Source organism: Streptomyces sp. NBC_00005, from assembly GCF_045160215.1.
Taxonomy (GTDB): domain Bacteria; phylum Actinomycetota; class Actinomycetes; order Streptomycetales; family Streptomycetaceae; genus Streptomyces.
In genome coordinates, this window is record NZ_CP108316.1 from 1,385,127 (window position 1) to 1,403,857 (window position 18,731).

General features: G+C 71.5%; 19 protein-coding genes. 9 read left to right on the forward strand and 10 right to left on the reverse strand.

The genetic code is table 11. From position 1 onward, the window contains the following. Nucleotides 1-98 precede the first annotated feature (98 nt). Nucleotides 99-1,685: an ABC-F family ATP-binding cassette domain-containing protein gene (locus OG303_RS06795; RefSeq protein ID WP_405865770.1), complete on the forward strand. Its 1,587-nt coding sequence runs from the start codon at nucleotides 99-101 to the stop codon at nucleotides 1,683-1,685. A gap of 18 nt (nucleotides 1,686-1,703) precedes the next feature. Here the strand turns inward: OG303_RS06795 and OG303_RS06800 are convergent, their stop codons facing one another. Then, nucleotides 1,704-3,137 (reverse strand): dihydrolipoyl dehydrogenase family protein, encoded by a 1,434-nt coding sequence (locus OG303_RS06800; protein WP_405865772.1) that lies wholly within the window; start codon nucleotides 3,135-3,137, stop codon nucleotides 1,704-1,706. A gap of 120 nt (nucleotides 3,138-3,257) precedes the next feature. Between OG303_RS06800 and trxA the strand changes: the two genes are divergently transcribed. Continuing rightward, nucleotides 3,258-3,644 (forward strand): thioredoxin, encoded by a 387-nt coding sequence (trxA, locus tag OG303_RS06805; RefSeq protein ID WP_405865774.1) that lies wholly within the window; start codon nucleotides 3,258-3,260, stop codon nucleotides 3,642-3,644. A gap of 18 nt (nucleotides 3,645-3,662) precedes the next feature. Here trxA and OG303_RS06810 read toward each other — a convergent pair whose 3' ends face one another. Genes OG303_RS06810 through OG303_RS06820 form a run of 3 tightly spaced genes read right to left on the reverse strand, consistent with a single transcriptional unit; the run spans nucleotide 3,663 to nucleotide 7,371 of the window. Next, on the reverse strand, nucleotides 3,663-5,099 hold the full coding sequence (locus tag OG303_RS06810) for a benzaldehyde dehydrogenase (RefSeq protein ID WP_405865776.1): 1,437 nt from the start codon (nucleotides 5,097-5,099) through the stop codon (nucleotides 3,663-3,665). Between the two features lie 30 nt (nucleotides 5,100-5,129). Beyond that, a complete protein-coding gene (locus tag OG303_RS06815; protein ID WP_405865778.1) occupies nucleotides 5,130-6,308 on the reverse strand; it encodes a 4-hydroxybenzoate 3-monooxygenase in 1,179 nt (392 codons plus the stop codon). Between the two features lie 16 nt (nucleotides 6,309-6,324). Continuing rightward, nucleotides 6,325-7,371 carry a LacI family DNA-binding transcriptional regulator gene (locus OG303_RS06820; RefSeq protein WP_405865780.1) on the reverse strand — a complete coding sequence of 349 codons (1,047 nt, stop codon included), beginning with the start codon at nucleotides 7,369-7,371 and terminating at the stop codon, nucleotides 6,325-6,327. Nucleotides 7,372-7,466: 95 nt separating this feature from the next. On the opposite strand from OG303_RS06820, the gene OG303_RS06825 reads away from it, so the two are divergent. Together OG303_RS06825 and OG303_RS06830 are read left to right on the forward strand one after the other, a co-directional pair. Then, the gene (locus tag OG303_RS06825) at nucleotides 7,467-8,138 is read left to right on the forward strand and encodes a TetR/AcrR family transcriptional regulator (protein ID WP_405865782.1); all 672 of its coding nucleotides are present in this window, start codon (nucleotides 7,467-7,469) and stop codon (nucleotides 8,136-8,138) included. Nucleotides 8,139-8,154: 16 nt separating this feature from the next. Continuing rightward, a complete protein-coding gene (locus OG303_RS06830) occupies nucleotides 8,155-9,288 on the forward strand; it encodes an FAD-dependent oxidoreductase (protein ID WP_405865784.1) in 1,134 nt (377 codons plus the stop codon). Nucleotides 9,289-9,295: 7 nt separating this feature from the next. On the opposite strand, the gene OG303_RS06835 is transcribed toward OG303_RS06830, so the two are convergent. Beyond that, complete coding sequence (locus tag OG303_RS06835) at nucleotides 9,296-9,976, reverse strand: TetR/AcrR family transcriptional regulator (RefSeq protein ID WP_405865786.1); 681 nt, start codon at nucleotides 9,974-9,976, stop codon at nucleotides 9,296-9,298. Between the two features lie 98 nt (nucleotides 9,977-10,074). On the opposite strand from OG303_RS06835, the gene OG303_RS06840 reads away from it, so the two are divergent. Then, on the forward strand, nucleotides 10,075-10,638 hold the full coding sequence (locus OG303_RS06840; protein ID WP_405865788.1) for an NAD(P)H-dependent oxidoreductase: 564 nt from the start codon (nucleotides 10,075-10,077) through the stop codon (nucleotides 10,636-10,638). A gap of 54 nt (nucleotides 10,639-10,692) precedes the next feature. Here OG303_RS06840 and OG303_RS06845 read toward each other — a convergent pair whose 3' ends face one another. Then, nucleotides 10,693-11,595, reverse strand: coding sequence for a LysR family transcriptional regulator (locus OG303_RS06845; protein WP_405865790.1), 903 nt, complete (start codon nucleotides 11,593-11,595; stop codon nucleotides 10,693-10,695). A 118-nt stretch (nucleotides 11,596-11,713) separates the two neighbouring features. On the opposite strand from OG303_RS06845, the gene OG303_RS06850 reads away from it, so the two are divergent. Then, on the forward strand, nucleotides 11,714-11,932 hold the full coding sequence (locus OG303_RS06850) for a hypothetical protein (protein WP_405865792.1): 219 nt from the start codon (nucleotides 11,714-11,716) through the stop codon (nucleotides 11,930-11,932). Here OG303_RS06850 and OG303_RS06855 read toward each other — a convergent pair. Next, complete coding sequence (locus OG303_RS06855) at nucleotides 11,908-12,789, reverse strand: LLM class F420-dependent oxidoreductase (protein WP_405865794.1); 882 nt, start codon at nucleotides 12,787-12,789, stop codon at nucleotides 11,908-11,910. The genes OG303_RS06850 and OG303_RS06855 overlap by 25 nt on opposite strands. Nucleotides 12,790-12,984: 195 nt before the next feature. On the opposite strand from OG303_RS06855, the gene OG303_RS06860 reads away from it, so the two are divergent. Beyond that, nucleotides 12,985-13,974 carry an FkbM family methyltransferase gene (locus OG303_RS06860; protein ID WP_405865796.1) on the forward strand — a complete coding sequence of 330 codons (990 nt, stop codon included), beginning with the start codon at nucleotides 12,985-12,987 and terminating at the stop codon, nucleotides 13,972-13,974. Nucleotides 13,975-14,190: 216 nt separating this feature from the next. On the opposite strand, the gene OG303_RS06865 is transcribed toward OG303_RS06860, so the two are convergent. Next, nucleotides 14,191-15,204, reverse strand: coding sequence for a TerC family protein (locus OG303_RS06865; protein WP_405865798.1), 1,014 nt, complete (start codon nucleotides 15,202-15,204; stop codon nucleotides 14,191-14,193). Between the two features lie 216 nt (nucleotides 15,205-15,420). Here OG303_RS06865 and OG303_RS06870 point away from each other — a divergent pair, with 216 nt between their 5' ends. Both OG303_RS06870 and OG303_RS06875 read left to right on the forward strand, forming a co-directional pair. Next, complete coding sequence (locus OG303_RS06870) at nucleotides 15,421-16,395, forward strand: alpha/beta hydrolase (RefSeq protein WP_405877117.1); 975 nt, start codon at nucleotides 15,421-15,423, stop codon at nucleotides 16,393-16,395. Between the two features lie 214 nt (nucleotides 16,396-16,609). Continuing rightward, nucleotides 16,610-17,599, forward strand: coding sequence for a helix-turn-helix domain-containing protein (locus OG303_RS06875; protein ID WP_405877119.1), 990 nt, complete (start codon nucleotides 16,610-16,612; stop codon nucleotides 17,597-17,599). Between the two features lie 3 nt (nucleotides 17,600-17,602). Here the strand turns inward: OG303_RS06875 and OG303_RS06880 are convergent, their stop codons facing one another. Together OG303_RS06880 and OG303_RS06885 are read right to left on the reverse strand one after the other, a co-directional pair. Further along, complete coding sequence (locus OG303_RS06880; RefSeq protein ID WP_405865800.1) at nucleotides 17,603-17,956, reverse strand: hypothetical protein; 354 nt, start codon at nucleotides 17,954-17,956, stop codon at nucleotides 17,603-17,605. A gap of 117 nt (nucleotides 17,957-18,073) precedes the next feature. After that, entirely contained in the window at nucleotides 18,074-18,607 is a 534-nt protein-coding gene (locus OG303_RS06885) for a 2'-5' RNA ligase family protein (RefSeq protein ID WP_405865802.1), read from the reverse strand. Between the last annotated feature and the right edge of the window lie 124 nt (nucleotides 18,608-18,731).

An 18,731-nucleotide genomic window follows, 5' to 3' on the forward strand; every position in this document is an offset into this window, starting at 1 on the left:
CGCTACCGTGGCTGCATGTCTACGCCCCGAATTTCCTAGCTGAGAACCCGCACTCACGTCACCCGTGTGCCCTCTTGCTGATCTTCGGAGCGTTTCTCATGATCACCGTTGGTGGTGTCGACGTGCGCGTCGGCGCTCGTCTGCTGCTGTCCGGCCTTTCCTTCCACATCTCCCCCGGCGACCGCATCGGCCTGGTGGGCCGCAACGGCGCCGGCAAGACCACGCTGCTCAACACCCTTGCGGGCACGCTGCGTCCGGCCGCCGGGACCGTCAGCCGTACCGGTGACGTCGGCCATCTGCCGCAGGACTCGCGCGCGGCCGACCCTGCGGTCACGGTCACCGACCGCATCCTGTCCGCGCGCGGTCTCGACGTGGCCGTGCGTGCTCTGCACCGTGCCGAGGCGGCGATGGCCGACGGGTCGGAGCCGGCGATGAACGCCTATGTGCGTGCGGAGGCCGAGTTCCAGGCCCGCGGCGGTTATGCGGCCCAGGCCGAGGCCGCTCGGATCGCTGCCGGGCTGGGGCTGCCGAACCGCCTGGTCGAGCAGCCGCTCGGCGCGCTCTCGGGCGGGCAGCGGCGCCGCGTGGAGCTGGCCCGCATCCTGTTCGCGGAGCACGGCACACTGCTGCTGGACGAGCCGACGAACCATCTGGACGCGAGCTCGATCGCCTGGCTGCGTGCCTTCCTGACGGACTGTCAGTCAGGACTGGTGCTCATCAGCCATGACACGTCCCTGCTCTCCGACACCGTCAACCGGGTCTTCCACCTGGACCCGCAACGCAGGACGATCGACGTCCACAACACGGGCTGGGACGCCTATCTCGCCCAGCGCGATGCCGACGAGCGGCGGCGTACTCGGGAGCGGGCGCACGCCGAGCGGAAGGCGGCGTCGCTGCACGCCCAGGCCAACCGGATGAGGGCCCGGGTGTCCACGGCGGTGGCCGCGAAGAACATGGCCCGCCGTGCCGACCGCCTGCTCACCGACCTCGAACCGGCACGGCGCGCCGACAAGGTGGCGCGGATCCGGCTGCCCGAGCCCGCGCCTTGTGGCCGCATCCCCCTGGGGGCGGTCGGCCTGACGAAGGTGTACGGCGATCATCGCGTCCTCGACGGGGTGGACCTGGCCGTCGAGCGGGGCAGCCGTCTGGTCGTCCTCGGTCCCAACGGGGCGGGAAAGACGACCCTGTTGAGGATCCTGGCTGGTCGTGTCGCGCCCGACAGCGGCAGGGTGGCGCCCGGGCACGGGCTGCGGATCGGTTACTTCGCGCAGGAACACGACACGCTGGAGCCGGAGTTGACGGTCGCGGAGCATCTCGCGTCCGCCGCGCCCCATCTCACCGATGGTGAAGTGCGGCGTGTGCTGGGCTTGTTCCTGTTCTCGGGGGGCGACGCCCACAAGCGCGTGGCCGTGCTGTCCGGCGGGGAGAAGACCCGCCTCGCCCTGGCGGGTCTCGTCCACTCCGGTGCCAACGTGCTCCTCCTGGACGAGCCCACCAACAACCTGGACCCGGCGTCCCGCGCCGAGGTCCTGGCAGCGGTGGGCACGTATCCGGGCGCGATCGTCATGGTCACCCACGACGTGGCCGCCATCGAGGCGCTGCGCCCGGACCGGGCGCTGTTGCTGCCGGAGTCGGAGCAGGACGTGTGGAGCGAGGACTACCTGGAGCTGGTGGTGCCCGCGTGAAGTCCCTTGCGGCGGACGTCAGTTGTCCCGGTACGCCTCCAGCAGTCGCAGCCAGACCTCACTGATGGTCGGGAAGGACGGCACCGCGTGCCACAGCCGGCTGATCGGGACCTGGCCGGCGACCGCGACGGTCGCCGAGTGGATGAGTTCGCCGACGCCCGGACCGACGAAGGTGACGCCGCGCAGGATCTCCTCGTTCAGGTCCACGACCATGCGGGCGCGACCGCGGTAGCCGTCGGCGTACAGGCCGGCGCCGGACGCGGAGGTCATGTCGACGTCCACGGCCCGTACCCGGTACCCGGCCTGTTCCGCCTCCGCGAGGGAGAGACCCACGGCGGCCGCCTCCGGGTCGGTGAAGACGACCTGGGGGACGGCGTGGTGGTCGGCCGTCGCGGCGTGGGCGCCCCAGGGGTCCGACTCCAGGATCGGTACGCCGGAGGCGCGGGCGGCGATGGCGGCGCCCGCGATGCGGGCCTGGTACTTGCCCTGGTGGGTCAGGAGCGCGCGGTGGTTGATGTCGCCGACGGCGTAGAGCCAGTCGCTGCCGGACACCAGCATGCTGTCGTCCACCGGCAGCCAACTGCCCGGCTCCAGGCCGACCGTGTCCAGGCCGATGTCGCCGGTCTTCGGCGCGCGGCCCGTGGCGAAGAGGATCTCGTCGGCCTCGATACGGTCGCCGGTGTCGGTCACCACCACGACCGTGCCGTTCTCGCGGGTGACCGACTCGACCGACGTGCCGGTACGGATGTCCGCGCCGGCCTCCGTGAGGGCTTCGGCGATGAACTCGCCGGCGAACGGCTCCATGCGGTTGAGCAGGCCCTTGCCACGGACGAGGACGGTGACCTGTGAGCCGAGGGCCTGCCAGGCGGTGGCCATCTCGGTGGCGACCACTCCCCCGCCGACCACCACGAGACGGCCGGGCACGGCCTGCGCACTCGTCGCGTTCCTGCTGGTCCACGGCTTGACCTCGGCGAGGCCCGGCAGGTCGGGCAGCACGGCGTCGGTGCCGGTGCACACGGCGACGGCGTGCCGGGCGGTGAGGATCTTCCGCTCGCCGTCCGAGCCGGTGACGGTCACCGTGCGCGGACCGGTCAGGCGGCCGTGGCCGCGGTGGAGGTCGGCGCCGATGCCCTCCAGCCACTGGGCCGCGCCGTCGTCGTGCCAGTCGGAGGTGTAGTAGTTGCGGTGCGCCAGGACCGCGGCCGCGTCGAGGGGGCCCTGCACCGACTGACGCAGGCCGGGCACGCGGCGGGCCTCCGCACGGGCGATGGCCGGGCGCAACAGGGCCTTGCTGGGAACGCAGGCCCAGTACGAGCACTCGCCGCCGACCAGCTCGCTCTCCACGACCGCGGTGGACAGGCCGGCCGCGCGCGTACGGTCGGCCACGTTCTCCCCCACGGGCCCGGCTCCGAGCACGACGACGTCGTAAGCGATGGTTTCCGTTTCCGTCATGGAGTCAGTCTGGAGGGTGGTGTGCGCTCAGGCCACACGGGTAGGGGCGCGGAATATGTGCCCGGTCGGCCGTGTTGTGCCGACGGCTTGGCCCCGACAGCAGGAAGAGGGATTCGCGTCATGAGCAGCACCGTGGAGCTCACCAAGGAGAACTTCGACCAGACGGTCACGGACAACGAGTTCGTCCTGATCGACTTCTGGGCGTCCTGGTGCGGGCCGTGCCGTCAGTTCGCCCCCGTCTACGAGAAGGCGGCCGAGGAGAACCCGGACCTGGTGTTCGGCAAGATCGACACCGAGGCGCAGCCGGAGCTGGCCGCGGCCTTCGGTATCCAGTCGATCCCGACGCTGATGATCGTCCGCGACCAGGTCGCCGTGTTCGCGCAGCCGGGCGCCCTGCCCGAGACCGCCTTGACCGATGTCATCGGCCAGGCCCGCAAGCTGGACATGGACGAGGTCCGCAAGGCGGTCGCGGAGCAGCAGGCCCAGGCCGAGCAGAACGGCCAGTAAGCCCCTGCGCGCCGAGCGCTAGAAGGGATACGACGCCACGTCTCCGCGCACCGTCGTCCAGCGCACGTCGGTGAAGGCCTCCAGGTTGGCCTCGCCGCCGAAGCGGGCGCCGGTGCCGGACGCGGCGATGCCGCCGAAGGGCGCCACGGCCTCGTCGTTCACCGTCTGGTCGTTGATGTGGACGATGCCGGTCGGGATGCGCTCGGCGAGGTCGAGACCGCGGGCCGTGTCACGGGTGACGATGCCCAGCGAGAGGCCGTACTCCCCGTTCCCCGCCAGGGCCGCCGCCTCGTCGGCGGTGGTGAAGGACCGTACGGGCGCCACCGGGCCGAAGACCTCCTCGGCGTATGCGGGGGTGTGGTCGTCGACGCCCGCGAGCACCGTCGGCCGGTAGAAGAGCCGGTCGTGGGTGCCGCCCGCGGCCAGCTTGGCGCCGCGGGACGTGCTGGCCTCCACGAGACCGTGCACCTTGGCGAGCTGGGCGTCGTCGATGATGGGGCCGAGGTGGACCTGCTCCCGGTGCGGGTCGCCGACGGCGAGCGCGTCGGCCTTGGCGGCGAGACGCTCGACGTAGTCCTCGTAGAGGGACTGGTGGACGAGGTGCCGGCCGGTCGTCATGCAGATCTGGCCCTGGTGGAAGAACGAACCCCAGGCGGCCGTGGAGATCACCGCGTCGATGTCGGCGTCCTCGAGGACGACCAGGGCGGAGTTGCCGCCGAGTTCCAGGTGTACGCGCTTGAGGTGGCGGCCGCCCGCCTCGCCGACCGCACGGCCCGCCGCCGTGGAGCCGGTGAAGGAGATGACGGGGACCCTCGGGTCCGCGACCAGGGCCTGGCCGACGTCGGGGCCGCCCGGCAGCACGTGCAGCAGGTTCTCCGGCAGGCCCGCCTCCGCGAAGACCGCGGCGAGGGAGAGTCCGCCGCAGACCGCCGTGCGCGGGTCCGGCTTGAGGACGACTGCGTTGCCGAGCGCGAGCGCCGGGGCGACCGAGCGGATCGAGAGGATCAGCGGCGCGTTGAACGGCGAGATCACGCCGACCACGCCGACCGGGACACGTCGCGTGTACGACAGCCGGGGCGCCTCGCTGGGCAGGATCTGTCCGGCCGGGCGGGAGGCGAGCGCGGCGGCCTCGTAGCACTCCTGGGCGGCGACGTGCAGCTCGAAGTCGGCCTTGCCGGGAATGGACCCGGACTCACGGACGATCCAGTCGCGCAGCTCGTCGGCGTGCGCGGCGAACAGGTCGCCGGCCTTGCGCAGAACACCGGCGCGGACGAAGTGCGGGACGCGGGCCCACTCGGCCTGAGCGGCGCGGGCGGCCTCGGCGGCCGTGCCGACCTCCTCGGCCGAGGCGAGGGTGACGGTGGCGAGGGTGTCCCCGGTGGCGGGCTCTGTCACGGCGTACTCCGGGCCCGACAAGGGCCGGGACTGCCAGGTCTTGGGATCGAGCAACGGCATGACGGCTCTCCGTTTCGTCACCGGCGGGACTCAGGTCATGAGCGGAAGTCCCGTGTAGTTCGCGGCCAGTTCGGCGGCGGCGTGGCGGGACGCGGCGATCCGGCGCAGACGTGACAGCTGCAGCCGGTTCTCGAACGCATCCCCATCTGGTTGAGCATGCAACATCCTAGTCATGTCGTACGAGAAGCGCGTGGCCTGCCACACGCGCGCGAGGCACATGTCCGAATAGGCGTCGAGGAGTTGCTCGGATCCGGTGCGGTGCAGCTCGGCGAAGGCGCGGCCGAGGACGCGGACGTCGGAGACGGCGAGGTTGAGGCCCTTGGCGCCGGTCGGCGGCACGATGTGGGCGGCGTCGCCGGCCAGCAGCAGCCGTCCGTGGCGCATCGGTTCGTGGACGTAACTGCGCATCGGTGTCACGGACTTGGCGGTGATCGGGCCGCGGTGCAGCGTCCAGTCGGCGTCGATGGCGAAACGGGCGGCGAGTTCGTCCCAGATGCGGTCCTCGGGCCAGTCCTCGGGATCGGTGCCGTTCGGGACCTGCAGGTAGAGGCGGGAGACGTGCGGGGAGCGCATGCTGTGCAGGGCGAAGCCGTCCTCCCCGCGCGCGTAGATCAGTTCGTCGCAGGACGGTGCCACGTCGGCGAGGATCCCGAGCCAGGAGTACGGGTAGTCGTGCGCGTACGAGCGGCTGCTCGCGGCCGGGAAGGTGTCGCGGGCGATGCCGTGGAAGCCGTCGCAGCCGATCACCCAGTCGCAGCTCAGCGTCTGCTCGCGGCCCTCGTGCAGGAAGCGCACGACGGGCGAGGCGCTCTCCGGCTTCTCGATGGCAAGCGCCTCCGCCTCGAACAACAGGGGTGGCCCCTCGGCCAGTTGGAGGGCGACGAGGTCCTTCACGATCTCGGTCTGGGCGTAGATGGTGACCGTGCGGCCGCCGGTGAGGGTCGGGAAGTCGATGTGGTGGCGTTCGCGGTCGAAGCGCAGCTCGATGCCCTGGTGCACCAGGCCCTCGGCGCCCAGGCGCTCCGCGGCGTCGGCCTCCCGCAGGGCGTCGACCGTGCCCTGCTCCAGCATTCCGGCGCGCTGGCGCTGCTCGACGTACTCCCGGGTCCTGGCCTCCAGGACGACGCAGTCGATGCCGGTGCGGTGCAGCAGCCGGGCGAGGAGCAGCCCGGCGGGGCCGCCGCCGATGATGCCGACCGTCGTGCGCATGCGCGCCTCCCGTGGTTCAGCTGGACTCGCGGTGGACGACCGTGGCTCCCAGCACCTTGTGCGTCTCGGGCGCGGAGCCGGGGGTGCGGACCGCGCGGTCGACCAGTTCGGCGAGGTCGCGGCCGGATGGCAGCTCGATGTGGACCGTGCTCAGTCGCGGCCGCAGCAGCCGCCCGAGCATGAGGTCGTCGGCGCCGATGACGGCCGCGTCCTCCGGGATGCGCAGGCCCTGGTCCTGCAGGGCGCGCATCAGGACCATCGCATATTCGTCGTTGTACGCGAACACGCCGTCGAGGTCGAGCTCGTGCCAGCGGGCGGCGAGGCGCGCGGCAGCCTCCTCCTCGTAAGCGAGGGGCAGTTCGGTGACCGTGGCGTCGGTGCCGTGCAGGGCGCGGCGCACTCCCTCGAGGCGGGGCAGGGAGAAGGACTCCAGGCCGCCCTCCTCGGGCACGACGACGCCGATGCGGCGCCGGCCGCGGTCGAAGAGGTGGCTGCCGGCGCAGTGGCCGACGGCCTCGTGGTCCATGAGCAGGGCGTGGGCGCCCTCGACGGACTCGGGGCCGAGGGTGACGACGGCGCGGGCGCCGGAGCGCTTGAGCAGCGTCACGCCCTGCGGGCCGAGTCCCGCGCCGGGCACCAGGACGGCGACCGGGCGCAGTTCGGCCCAGGCTCGGGCAGCCTCGTCGCCGTGCAGCCCCACGGTGCCGTACTGCACGACCGTGTAGTCGAGGCGGCTCAGCGCCCACTGGAGCTCGTTGATGAACTGACCGTAGAGCGGGCCGACCGGGATGCTCGGGGCGGGCATCAGGACCAGGCGGCTGTGTCCGGCGCGCAGGCTGCGGGCGGCCGCGTGCGGCACGTACCCGAGTTCCTTCGCGGCCTCGTGGACCCGGCGGCGCGTGGGGTCGCTGATCCGTACGGCACTGGTGTTGTTGAGGACGTAGGAGACGGTCGCGCGCGAGACGCCGGCCAGGCGGGCCACATCGGCGCTCGTGGGCACGGAGCGCTGCGCGGATGACGAGGGCGCGGGCGTTTTCGGTATCTGCACCATGACGTACGGCATCTTTGCAGAACCTGTGGGCCAGGCCACAGCTGGGTCACGACGAACATGTTCGTCACGTACTTGTTCGCAACGAACATGTTCGTTACCTTGAGGGCATGACAGAACGCCCCGACACCCCCCGCAGCCGCCGCGAACGCCCGGCCAAACCCGCCCTGACCAGGGAGGGCATCGTTGCCGCCGCTGTCGCGGTGCTGCGGGCCGAGGGCCTGCGGAAGGTGACCATGCGGCGCCTGGCGCAGGAGCTCGACACCGGTCCGGCCTCGCTGTACGTCTACGTCCGCAACACCGCGGAACTGCACGCGGCCGTCCTGGACGAGCTGCTCGGGACCGTGGAGCCGGCCCCCGCCGAGGGCTCGTGGCGGGAGCGGTTGGAGCAGGTGCTGAACTCGTACATCGGGGTGCTCTTCGCGCACCCCAGCCTGGCCCGCTCCGCGCTGACCTCCTGGCCGAGCGGCCCGCACTACCTGAACCTGATCGAGACGCTGCTGGCCCTCCTGGACGAGGGCGGTGTCCCGCCCGCGCAGGCCGCGTGGGGCGTGGACCTGTTGCTGCAGCAGGCCACCGCGTCGGCCGCCGAGCACTCCGAGGAGGCGGCCGAGGAGGACTGGGACGCCCTGCGCCGCGCCCTGCACGACGTCTCGGACCGCACCCATCCGCGCATCGCCGCACTCGGCGGCGAGCTGATGTCGGGGGCGCCCGAGGACCGCCGGTCGTGGGCGTTCCGGGCGTTGCTCGCCGGCATCGAGCGGACCGCCGTACCCGACTGACCCGAAGGAGAACGCCATGACCACCCACCACCCCATAACGATCGTCGGCGCCGGACTCGGCGGCCTCACCCTCGCGCGCGTGCTGCACGTGCGCGGCATCGAGGCGGCCGTCTACGACCTGGACACCTCCCCCGCCGCCCGCACCCAGGGCGGGATGCTCGACATCCACGACGACTCCGGCCAGGCGGCACTGCGCGCCGCGCGGCTGCACGAGGAGTTCCGGGCGCTCGTCCACCAGGGCGGGCAGGCCACACGTGTGCTCGACAAGGACGCGGTAGTACACCTGGAGCAGGCCGACGACGGCGACGGCGGACGGCCCGAGATCGACCGCGGCGATCTGCGCGGCCTGCTGCTCGGCTCGCTGCCCGAGGGCACCGTCCGCTGGGGCGCGAAGGTCGACGGCGCGCGCCCGCTCGGCGGCGGCCGGCACGAGGTGACCCTCGCGGACGGCAGCGTCTTCACCACGGACCTGCTGGTGGGTGCCGACGGCGCCTGGTCGAAGGTGCGCCCCCTCGTGTCCGACGCCGAGCCGGCCTACACAGGCGTCTCGTTCGTCGAGGCGGACCTGCGGGGCGCGGACCTGCGTCATCCCGTGAGCGCCGAGGTCGTCGGCGGCGGCATGCTGTTCGCGCTCGGGGCGGGCCGGGGTTTCCTCGCGCACCGCGAGACCGACGGCAGCCTGCACGTCTACGTGGCACTGGAGGCCGCCGAGGAGTGGCTCGACGGCATCGACTTCACCGACACCGAGGCCGCCAAGGCGCAGGTCCTGGAACACTTCGCCGACTGGGACAAGAGCCTGCGGGCACTGGTCGGGGACGCCGACGGCCCACTGGTGCCGCGGCGCATCCACGCCCTGCCGGCGGGCCACGGCTGGGATCGGGTCCCGGGCGTCACGCTGCTCGGCGACGCCGCGCATCTGATGTCCCCGTTCGCCGGGGAGGGCGCCAACCTCGCCCTGTTCGACGGCTCCGAGCTGGGCCTCGCCCTGGCCGCACACCCGGGCGACACCGAGGCCGCACTGGCCGCCTACGAGGAGAAGCTGTTCCCCCGCAGCGAGGCCTCCGCGGCCGACTCGGCGCGTGGTGGCGAGCTGCTGTTCCGCGCCGACGCCCCGCAGGGCCTGCTCGACATGTTCGCGGCCCACGCCTGAGCGGGGTTCAGCGGGGCGGCTCGGTGCCCGTCACCCGGGCGACCAGGTCGATCCAGCCGGCCTCCAGCCGCTCCATGGGCATCCCGCACTGCCTGGTCAGGTGATGGATCAGGGCGGGGTCGAGATACGCCATCAGCGTCTGGGCGAGGAGCTCGCAGTCGGCGCGCGGCACGATCTGCCGCAGCAGGACCAGGGTGTGCGTGTGCAGCGCCCGGATCGACGGGTGGGAGAACCGGCGGGTCGGCTCCGGCTGGGCGGCCAGTTGCAGGTCGAGCTGTTCGACCGCGCGGTAGAGCACCGCCACACCGAAGGCCCGCAGTCGCTCGACGGCCGGCGCTCCGGGCCCCAGCGGCGGCGGCCCGCCGAGGAAGTCGGCCTGCAGCTTCTTCGCCGAATGGTCGAGCAGTGCCGTCAGCAGCCCGGTGCGGTCTCCGAACCGCCGGAAGACGGTCCCCTTGCCCACCTCGGCGGCGGCCGCCACCGCCTCCATCGTGACCCCGGCCACCCCGTGCTCCGCGATCAGCCGGGCGGCGGCCTCCAGCAGCCGGGCCCGGTTGCGCGCGGCGTCGGCACGCAGGCACGGATGCTCCTCGGCGGACCCGAGCTGCAGCAACTCGGCCTCGCCGACGGGCTCTTGAGGCGTCGGGAAGGGCGGCAGGGCGGCGGACATGAAGTCAGCGTAAAGCATCGGGAACAAAACTGGACCGCAGTCCGGTTAGGCTGCTAGAACATAAACGGACCTCGGTCCGGATCGTTACGGCAATGTTTCAGCTACTTGGAGTTCGCATGTCTGTTCGCATCCTCGCGCTCGTCGGCAGCCTTCGCGCCGGTTCGACCAACCGCCAGCTCGCCGAGGCGGCCGTCAAGTTCGCTCCCGAGGGTGCGGACGTCGAGATCTTCGAGGGCCTCGCGGAGATCCCGTTCTACAACGAGGACATCGACGTCGAGGGCAACGTCCCGGCCGCCGCCGCCAAGCTGCGTGCTGCCGCGCAGGCCTCGGACGCGTTCCTGCTCTTCTCCCCCGAGTACAACGGCACCATCCCGGCCGTCCTCAAGAACGCCATCGACTGGCTGTCCCGCCCCTACGGCGCCGGCGCCTTCGGCGGCAAGCCGGTCGCCGTGGCCGGCACCGCCTTCGGCCAGTTCGGCGGCGTGTGGGCGCAGGACGAGACCCGCAAGGCCGTGGGCATCGCCGGCGGCAAGGTGCTGGAGGACGTCAAGCTCTCCATCCCCGGTTCGCTGACCCGCTTCGCCGAGACCCACCCGGCCGACGACGCCGAGGTCGCCGCGCAGCTGACCGAGGTGGTCTCCCGCCTGCACGGCCACGCGGACGAGGCCGCCGCCGCCTGACCGGTGCGGACATGCCAAAGGGCCGGAGCCGACGGGCTCCGGCCCTTTGGCATGTCAGGCCACCGCCGTCGGCGCCAGCTCGCGCAGTTCCTGCAGCGCGGCCGCGACCGCGGGCCGTTCCCGGCCGCCCCGGCGGGTGCAGGTGAGCAGCTTGCGGTGCGGGTTGCCCGTGCAGCGCACCCGGGTGATCGGCAGGTGCGGGGTCAGCTGGGCCAGCCGCGGGATCAGTGCGACGCCGAGCCGGTTGGCGACCAGGTGGGCCGTGACGTTCCAGTCCAGCGCGTGATGCACGACGTTCGGGCTGAACCCTGCCTCCCCGCACGCGGCCATCACGTGCGGGCGGCAGGGACTGTCCGCCACCGGCGCGATCCAGTCCTCGTGCGCCGCGTCGGAGAGGTCGACCCGCTCGCGCCCCGCCAACGAGTGGTCTTCGGGGACGACGAGGTCGAACGGGTCGTCCAGGAGCGGCTGTTGGTCGAAGCGGGCGTCGCTCAGGGGCGGGTTGTGCGGGGTGGCCTCGACGACGGCCAGGTCGGTCTCGCCCTCGAAGAGCAGGTCGAAGCTGTCGAGCACGGCCGCCTCCTGGATGCGGACGGAGAGCCGCGGATGACGCTCCTGCAGTCGCACCGCCATCGGGGCGAGCAGCACGGAGACGGCCACCGGGAACCCGCTCACGCGCAGCGGCCCGGCGGGGGCGTGTTCGCCGCGCAGGTCGAGTTCGGCCTGTTCCCAGCGGGCCTGGATCGCATCCGCGTGCGCGAGCAGGCTCTCTGCGGCCGGGGTCAGCCGTACCCCGCGGCCCTGCGGTTCGAGGAGGTCGACGCCGAGGTCGCGGGCGAGCTGGCGGATCTGCTGCGAGGCCGCGGACGTGGTGAAGTGCAGGGCGCGGGCAGCCGCGGTGACCGTGCCGTAGTGGGCCACCGCCCGCAGGACGTGCAGTCGGCGCAGGTCAATCATGAAGCCCACGCTTCAAGGTGAGGTCCACAAAGTCAACCTGGACGTGTACGAATCCTCGGCTGCACCCTGGCTGTGTCGCGACGGTCGACCCAGCAGTCAGGACGTACGAGGAGTTGCCATGATCAGCACGACCGGCGCCGTCTGCCCGCACTGCGGCTGGCCCGACGATGCCGAGCCCTTCCAGGTGGTGTCGAGGCACAGCACCGGGGCGGGCCACACGGTGTGGACCCGTTGCGGCTGCGGCTCGTTGCAGGTCCGCGTGATCGACGGCTGCGGGATGCGCGTCGTCTCCCGCAGCCGGCCCGCTCAGGCTCAGTCCAGTTCGGCCAGCCGCTGAACTACCGGGGCCGCGAAGCTCTCGATCCACGCGGCGGGCTCTCCGAGGCGCGGCGCCAGGATCACGGTGTCGAGGCCGAGCCCGGTGTAGTCGGCGATGTCCCGCAGGAAGGCGTCGAGGTCTCCCTCGGTGGCCGGCTCTCCGGTGTAGGCGATCGTCTTGCGGATCCGGTCGTAGTCCCGCCCCACGGTGTCGCAGTGCCCGCGCAGCACATTCAGCTTGTGCCTGATCTCCTCGGCGGACGAGGCGATCAGGTTGCAGGCGTCCGCGTACTGGGCGACCAGACGGAGTGTCTTCTTCTCGCCTCCCCCGCCGATCATGATCTCGGGGTGGGGGCTGCTGACCGGCGCCGGTACGCACAGAGTCTCGGCAAGCTGGTAGTGCTTGCCCTCGAACGGGCCGTTCGCCGCCGGGTCCCACATCTGCAGACAGATCCGCAGCGTCTCCTCCAGCCGCTCGAAGCGCTCCGCGAGCGGCGGGTACGGCACGCCGAGCCCCTCGTGCTCGCGGTCGTACCAGGCCGCGCCGATGCCGAGGGTGGCGCGCCCGCCGGACAGGACGTCGAGCGAGGTGGCGATCTTGGCGAGCAGTCCGGGGTGCCGGTAGGTCACGCCGGTCACCAGCGCGCCCAGCCGCACCGTGGAGGTGTGGCCCGCGAGATAGCCGAGGGTCGTGTAGGCCTCCAGCATCGGCGCCTCGGCGCCGCCGTTGAACTCCATCTGGAAGTAGTGGTCCATGACGGAGAGCCAGCTGATCCCCGCTGCCTCGGCCGCCGCGCCCGTCGCGGCGAGTTCGGCGCCGAGTGCGGGTCCTCCCCCGCTGTGGTCGAACCGGTTGATGTGTACGCCCACTCGCATGCCCGTCTCCGTCCGCCCGATCTCCACCGTCCTCGGCGACGCTAGGTCTTCGAGCGCTCTCGAAGTCAAGCACCGGCGGCCAGTCGGCCGCCGAGGGCGCTCGGCGCCGACGTCCGCGGCAACCGGCGTTCACAGGCAGGACCAAGTTCGTTCAAAGCAGCGACCACTTCAGGTCACGTCTGGAAGGGTGACCGGATGCAGACCCTTTACCGACAGATGCTCAAGCTGATGCCCCGACTGGGCGTGCGGGTGACCGACCTCGGACCGGGTACCGCGGTGGTCTCACGCCGCGGCGGACGCGTCCGGACGCCGCTCGGGCCCGGTGCGGACCTGCTGACCCAGGACCACGGCCGATACTCGGTGACCGGCGCCGGCAAGGACACCTGGGTGGTGGCGAAGACCAAGGCACTCGGCAAGTGGAAGAGCGTCCGGCTCGGCGACAGCGGTGCCCGGCTGCTCCTCGACGAGCAGGCCGGAGGGGACGAACGTCGGCTGCAACTGGCGGCCGCCGAGTACCTGTGCCCCCAGCACGTCGCCGCGATGCTCGACTTCTACGGCGTGAACTGCGTCTTCGACGTCGGGGCCAACGCCGGGCAGTACGCCAAGAGGCTGCGCCGGTTCGGCTACACCGGCCGGATCGTGTCCTTCGAGCCCACCGCGGACGCCTTCGAGCGGCTGTGCAAGGCCGCCGCGGACGACCCCGAGTGGCAGGTGCACCACCTCGGCCTCGGCCGCGAGGACACGGTCAGCTCCATCCACACGGGCTGGAACACCATGAACTCCCTGCTGCCGCCCAGCGATTACGGCCGCGGCCGCTACCAGCGCTTCACCAAGACCCGTACCGAGGAGATCCGGATCCGCCGCCTCGACGGCGTGATGGAGGAGGCGCTCGACGGCATCGACGAGCCGCGCCCGTTCCTGAAAATGGACACACAGGGCTACGACCTGGAGGTGTTCGCCGGTGCCGGGGAACGGATCGGGGACTTCGTGGGCCTGCAGTCCGAGGTCGCCGTGCTGCGGCTGTACGAGGGCAGCCCGAAGATGAGCGAGGCCATGGCCACGTACGAGGACAGTGGCTTCGAGATCACGGGCATGTACCCGGTGACGCGCGAGGCGGCCACGGGGCGGGTGGTCGAGTTCGACTGTGTGATGGTGCGCGCGAAGGCCGCTCCCGAGACGGACTGAGCGCCGCTAGGGCCTGTCTGACAATTCCCGTCGTCCGGCCGAAGGCCGGGCCGCGCGGCGTCAGGTGCGTGCTCTCGGCGTGCCGGGCGTGGACCCGCGTACTGGACGTACTCGGGTCTGCGCCCGGTGCGGCGAGTGGGGGCACCTCCCACGCCCTTAAGGCAGTGGGGGAGCGTGCATGGCGTCGCGCGGCAGACGGGAATTGTCAGACAGGCCCTAGGCCGGGCGTCCCGCCTCGGTCCCCTCTTCCTGCTCCTGCTCGGCTTGCCGCTCCTGTTCCGCCTGCTCCTCCTGCTTCTTCGCGGCCCACAGGCTGGTGGCCGTCGTGATCGCGAGGACGAGCACGATGAAGCCGAGCGAGAACGGGATGGAGATCTCCGGGACGTGGACCCCGGACTCGTGCAGGGCGTGCAGCACCAGCTTGACGCCGATGAAGCCCAGGATGATCGACAGGCCGTAGCTGAGGTGGACCAGCTTCTTGAGCAGTCCGCCGATGAGGAAGTACAGCTGCCTGAGACCCATCAGGGCGAAGGCGTTGGCCGTGAACACGATGTACGGGTCCTGGGTCAGCCCGTAGATCGCCGGGATGGAGTCCAGGGCGAACAGGACGTCGGTGGAGCCGATCGCCAGCATCACGACCAGCATCGGCGTCATGACCCGCTTGCCGTTCTGCTCGATCCACAGCTTGGTGCCGTGGTAGCGGTCGGCCACGCCGAAACGCTTCTCCACCACCTTGAGCAGCTTGTTCTCCTGGTACTCCTCTTCGTGCTCGTCCTTGCGGGCGTCCTGGATCAGCTTCCAGGCGGTCCAGATCAGGAAGGCGCCGAAGATGTAGAACACCCAGGAGAAGGCGGAGATGATGGCCGCGCCCGCCGCGATGAATCCCGCGCGCAGCACCAGGGCCACCAGGACTCCGACCATCAGCACCCGCTGCTGGTACTGCGAGGGCACCGCGAACTTCCCCATGATCAGGACGAAGACGAAGAGGTTGTCGACACTCAGCGACTTCTCGGTGATGTACCCGGCGAAGAACTCGCCGGTGGGCCCGCCGCCGCCGTAGAAGTACACTCCGAGCCCGAAGAGGCAGGCCAGGACGACCCAGACGACCGTCCAGGCACCCGCCTCCCTGATCGACACATCGTGCGGTTTGCGGCCGATGAAGAAGTCGACAGCCACGAGGGCGCACAGAGCGGCGACGGTCAACAGCCAGACTGTGAGGGAAACGTTCACGGGTGGTGCTCCTGGTGCAAGTGGGGGTTTCGCCAGCGTTGTCGGCGAAAATGATCCCTTCCACCCCGCACAGATGAACAAAAGGTAATGAGCCGGTGGCGAGCGGCCACCCGCCGTTCGGCGGGCAGGTTCCGCCGGACGGCGGCAGTCGGGACGGTGGGCGATGCGTGAATCATGACGGTCCAGAGCCGCCGCGCCGTGCGTGAGGAGAACGTCATGACCCTGGTCCCACCCCCGTTCGACCCCGAACTTGCCGCAGCCCTGGAGCTGATCAAGGACGTGGTGCACCCCGGCCTCACGCTCGACGAGATCGACGCGGTGCGCCAGGGCCCCGGCATCCAGATGCTGGCCGACCTCGACCTGACCGTCGGCGGGTTCTTCGAGGTCGAGGACCGCACGGTGCCCGGCCCCGAGAACGCGCCCGACATCTCGCTGCTGATCTGCCGCCCCGCCACTCCGGCGACCGCGGGTCCGCGGCCCGTCGTCTATCACGTCCACGGCGGCGGCATGATCATCGGCAACAACCGGGTCGGTGTGGACGTTCCGCTGGCGTGGGCGCAGGAGCTGGACGCGGTCGTGGTGTCCGTGGAGTACCGGCTGGCGCCGGAGCATCCGTATCCGGCCCAGATCGAGGACGCGTACGCCGGTCTGCTGTGGACGGTGGAGCACGCCGAGGAACTCGGGGCGGACCCGGAACGGATCGTGATGGCGGGCGCCAGCGCGGGCGGCGGGCTCAGCGCGTCACTGGCCCTGCTCACCCGGGACCGCAAGGGCCCGCGGCCGATCGGCCAGGTGCTGATGTGCCCGATGCTGGACGACCGCAACGACACCCCGTCCACGCACCAGATGGCGGGCCTCGGCGTCTGGGACCGCACGGCCAACGAGACCGGCTGGACAGCGCTCCTCGGCACCGCGCGAGGCGGCCCGGACGTGTCCCCGTACGCCGCGCCCGCACGCGCCGAGGACCTGACCGGTCTGCCCCCGGCCTTCCTGGACGTCGGTTCCGCGGAGACCTTCCGGGACGAGGTCGTCGCCTTCGCCTCCCGCATCTGGCAGGCCGGCGGGGTGGCCGAGCTGCACGTGTGGCCCGGCGGCTTCCACGGCTTCGACGGTTTCGCCCCGCAGGCTCCCTTGTCGAAGGCGGCTCGGGCGGCACATCTGGTCTGGCTGCGCAGGCTCCTGGAACGGTGAAGGACGCCCGTCGGGCGGGTGCGCGGGGCGGTGGTCAGGAGTGTTCCTCGGCTGCCGCTCCGGCGCGGGTGCCGGCTTTCCGCAGCAAGGCAGTGAAGAACTGCTGACGCGGGCCGCCCGCTGACGGCACCGGAGTCCGGCCGCACCGACCGCATATCGCGGCCGGACTTCCTCGCCACTCCTCACGGAGTGCGCCATGGCGCATGATGACCGTATGAAAGAGCTGGCCGGGCGCCTGACCGCGCTGGATCCCGACGCCGGTGCCGCCGTCCGGGTCATCGCCTACTTCGACCGGCTGGCCGAGTCACGAGCCGGTCTGGAGACGCTGGTGCGGGGCGCCGCCGTGCTGGCCGGGGTGCCCGCCCGCCTCGTCGACGCCGAGCGGCACGTGGCCGTACGCGTGGAGCCCGACGGCGCGCGAAGGGACTCGGATCTCCCGCCGGATCCCGCCTGGCCGTCCGCGGCGCTGACGCCGGACGGCGTTCCGGCGCTGTGGCTGGAGCGCTCTCGAGCAGCACCCAGCGTGGTCGACGCGGTCATCCTGGAGCGGGCCGCGGGCGCCGTACGAGTGGTCCTCGACCGCACGCGGGGCCGGGCGCCCGTCGACGACCCCGCGCTGGTCGAGACGGTGCTCGACGCCACGGCCCCGGAACCGGCCCGGCTGCACGCCGCTCGTCGGCTGGGCCTGGACCCGACCGCCCCGGCACGCGTCCTGGCGCCGCTCGCCGGACGGCCGCGAATCCTGCCTGCCCAGACGGACGCCGGGCTGCCGACCGGCCGCGTCGGTGTGGGCCCGGCCGTTCCCGTACTGGACCTGCCTCACTCCTGGGCGGCCGCCCGGACCGCGCTGCGGTTCACGGCGGAGGGCGGTCCGCAGGACCCGGGCGAGCGCGTCGTCCACGCTGACGAACTCGGCGGTGTCGCGCTCCTCGCCGACCTCGTCGTACCGGGTGCCGATCCCCCGCCCGACGTCCTCGCGCTGGAGTCGGCCGCCGCGGCCGCCCCCTGGCTGCTCGCCACCCTGCACGCCGTCGCCTCGACAGTGAGCCTGCGCGCGGCCGCCGCCGAAATCACCGTCCACCACTCCACGCTCCAGGACCGGCTGACCCAGGCCGAGCATCTGCTCGGGTGGCGGCTGCGCACTCCGCAGGGGCGGCTCAGGCTTCAACTGGTGCTGACGATGCGGCGCTTGGCGCGCCAGTGACCGTCACCGGAACTCGTGGACGACCTGGATCTCACCGACGATGTGGGTGTTGAACTCGTCGAGCTCCTCGGCCGGAACCCACAGCTCGAGGATGGTCCTGCCACCGGCCTGCTGCACGGGGTACCTGCTCACGAACTCCGAGTCGACCTCGAAGCGGGTGACGAAGCCCGCGCCATCGTGCTTGACGTTCCAGTCCCTGGCGATCTTGACGGCGTAGTCCTCGTTGAGCACCGGGTAGAAGATCGGCTGCTCGGGGAGCCGGGGCGGCCAGGCACGCCAGCCCGACTCCCGGACCAGGTCCAGCTCCTTGGGGCCCGTGGGGCGCCACAGGGTCGTCGTCGGTCGCGGGCTGGTCATGGCGTTCGCTCTCCGCAGAGACCGGCCGCCGGTGCGGCTGATCGGGAGGCCGGACGATACCGGCGCGACGAGTGCGCAGGCCAGGGAGTTTCGGGGTGCCGAAAGGTCTCCGGTCGGCTACCGGAGGGAGAAGGACGCCCGGTGCTGCCAGTCGGTACCGCTGTAGACCACGAGGTCGACCGTCGGCACGCGTGCCGCGAAGGGGAGGCCGGGGCGAAGGCCGGTCTCGATCTCGTCCAGCACGGTGTCGTCCTGCCCCTGGGCGACCGTCAGATGCGGGTGGGGTTCGTACTTCCCGCCGTACGGCGGGGCTTCCGGATATCGGTCGACGACCGCCTCGGTGAGCCGGCGGAACGGAGCGTCCGGGGTGGGCGCGAGGTACAGCACCCCGGGAAACCGTCCGCACTCCTCGAACCGCACGTCGAAGGACCGGTGACGCCCGAACATGTCGTCCAGGACCGCGCAGGTCCCGGCATCGACGCGGGAGGCGGGCAGGAACGGGAAGACCACGGTGACGTGTGCGGGGACACCGGCTCGGGCCACCGGGTCGAAGCGGTTCCGCCAGACCCGGACCGCGGACTCCGCCTCCGGTACGGGTACGACCAGCGCCGTCTGTCCCACTACAAAAGGCTCGGGATCGTCGTCTGCCATGCCATGGGTGTACCAGTCGTACGCCCGTGACCGCGACCCGACGTAACTTGCGGGCGCGCCATATCTGCTCTCGCCGATAATTTCACGGATGACCTATCCTGGACGACACCCACTTCGGAGCAGA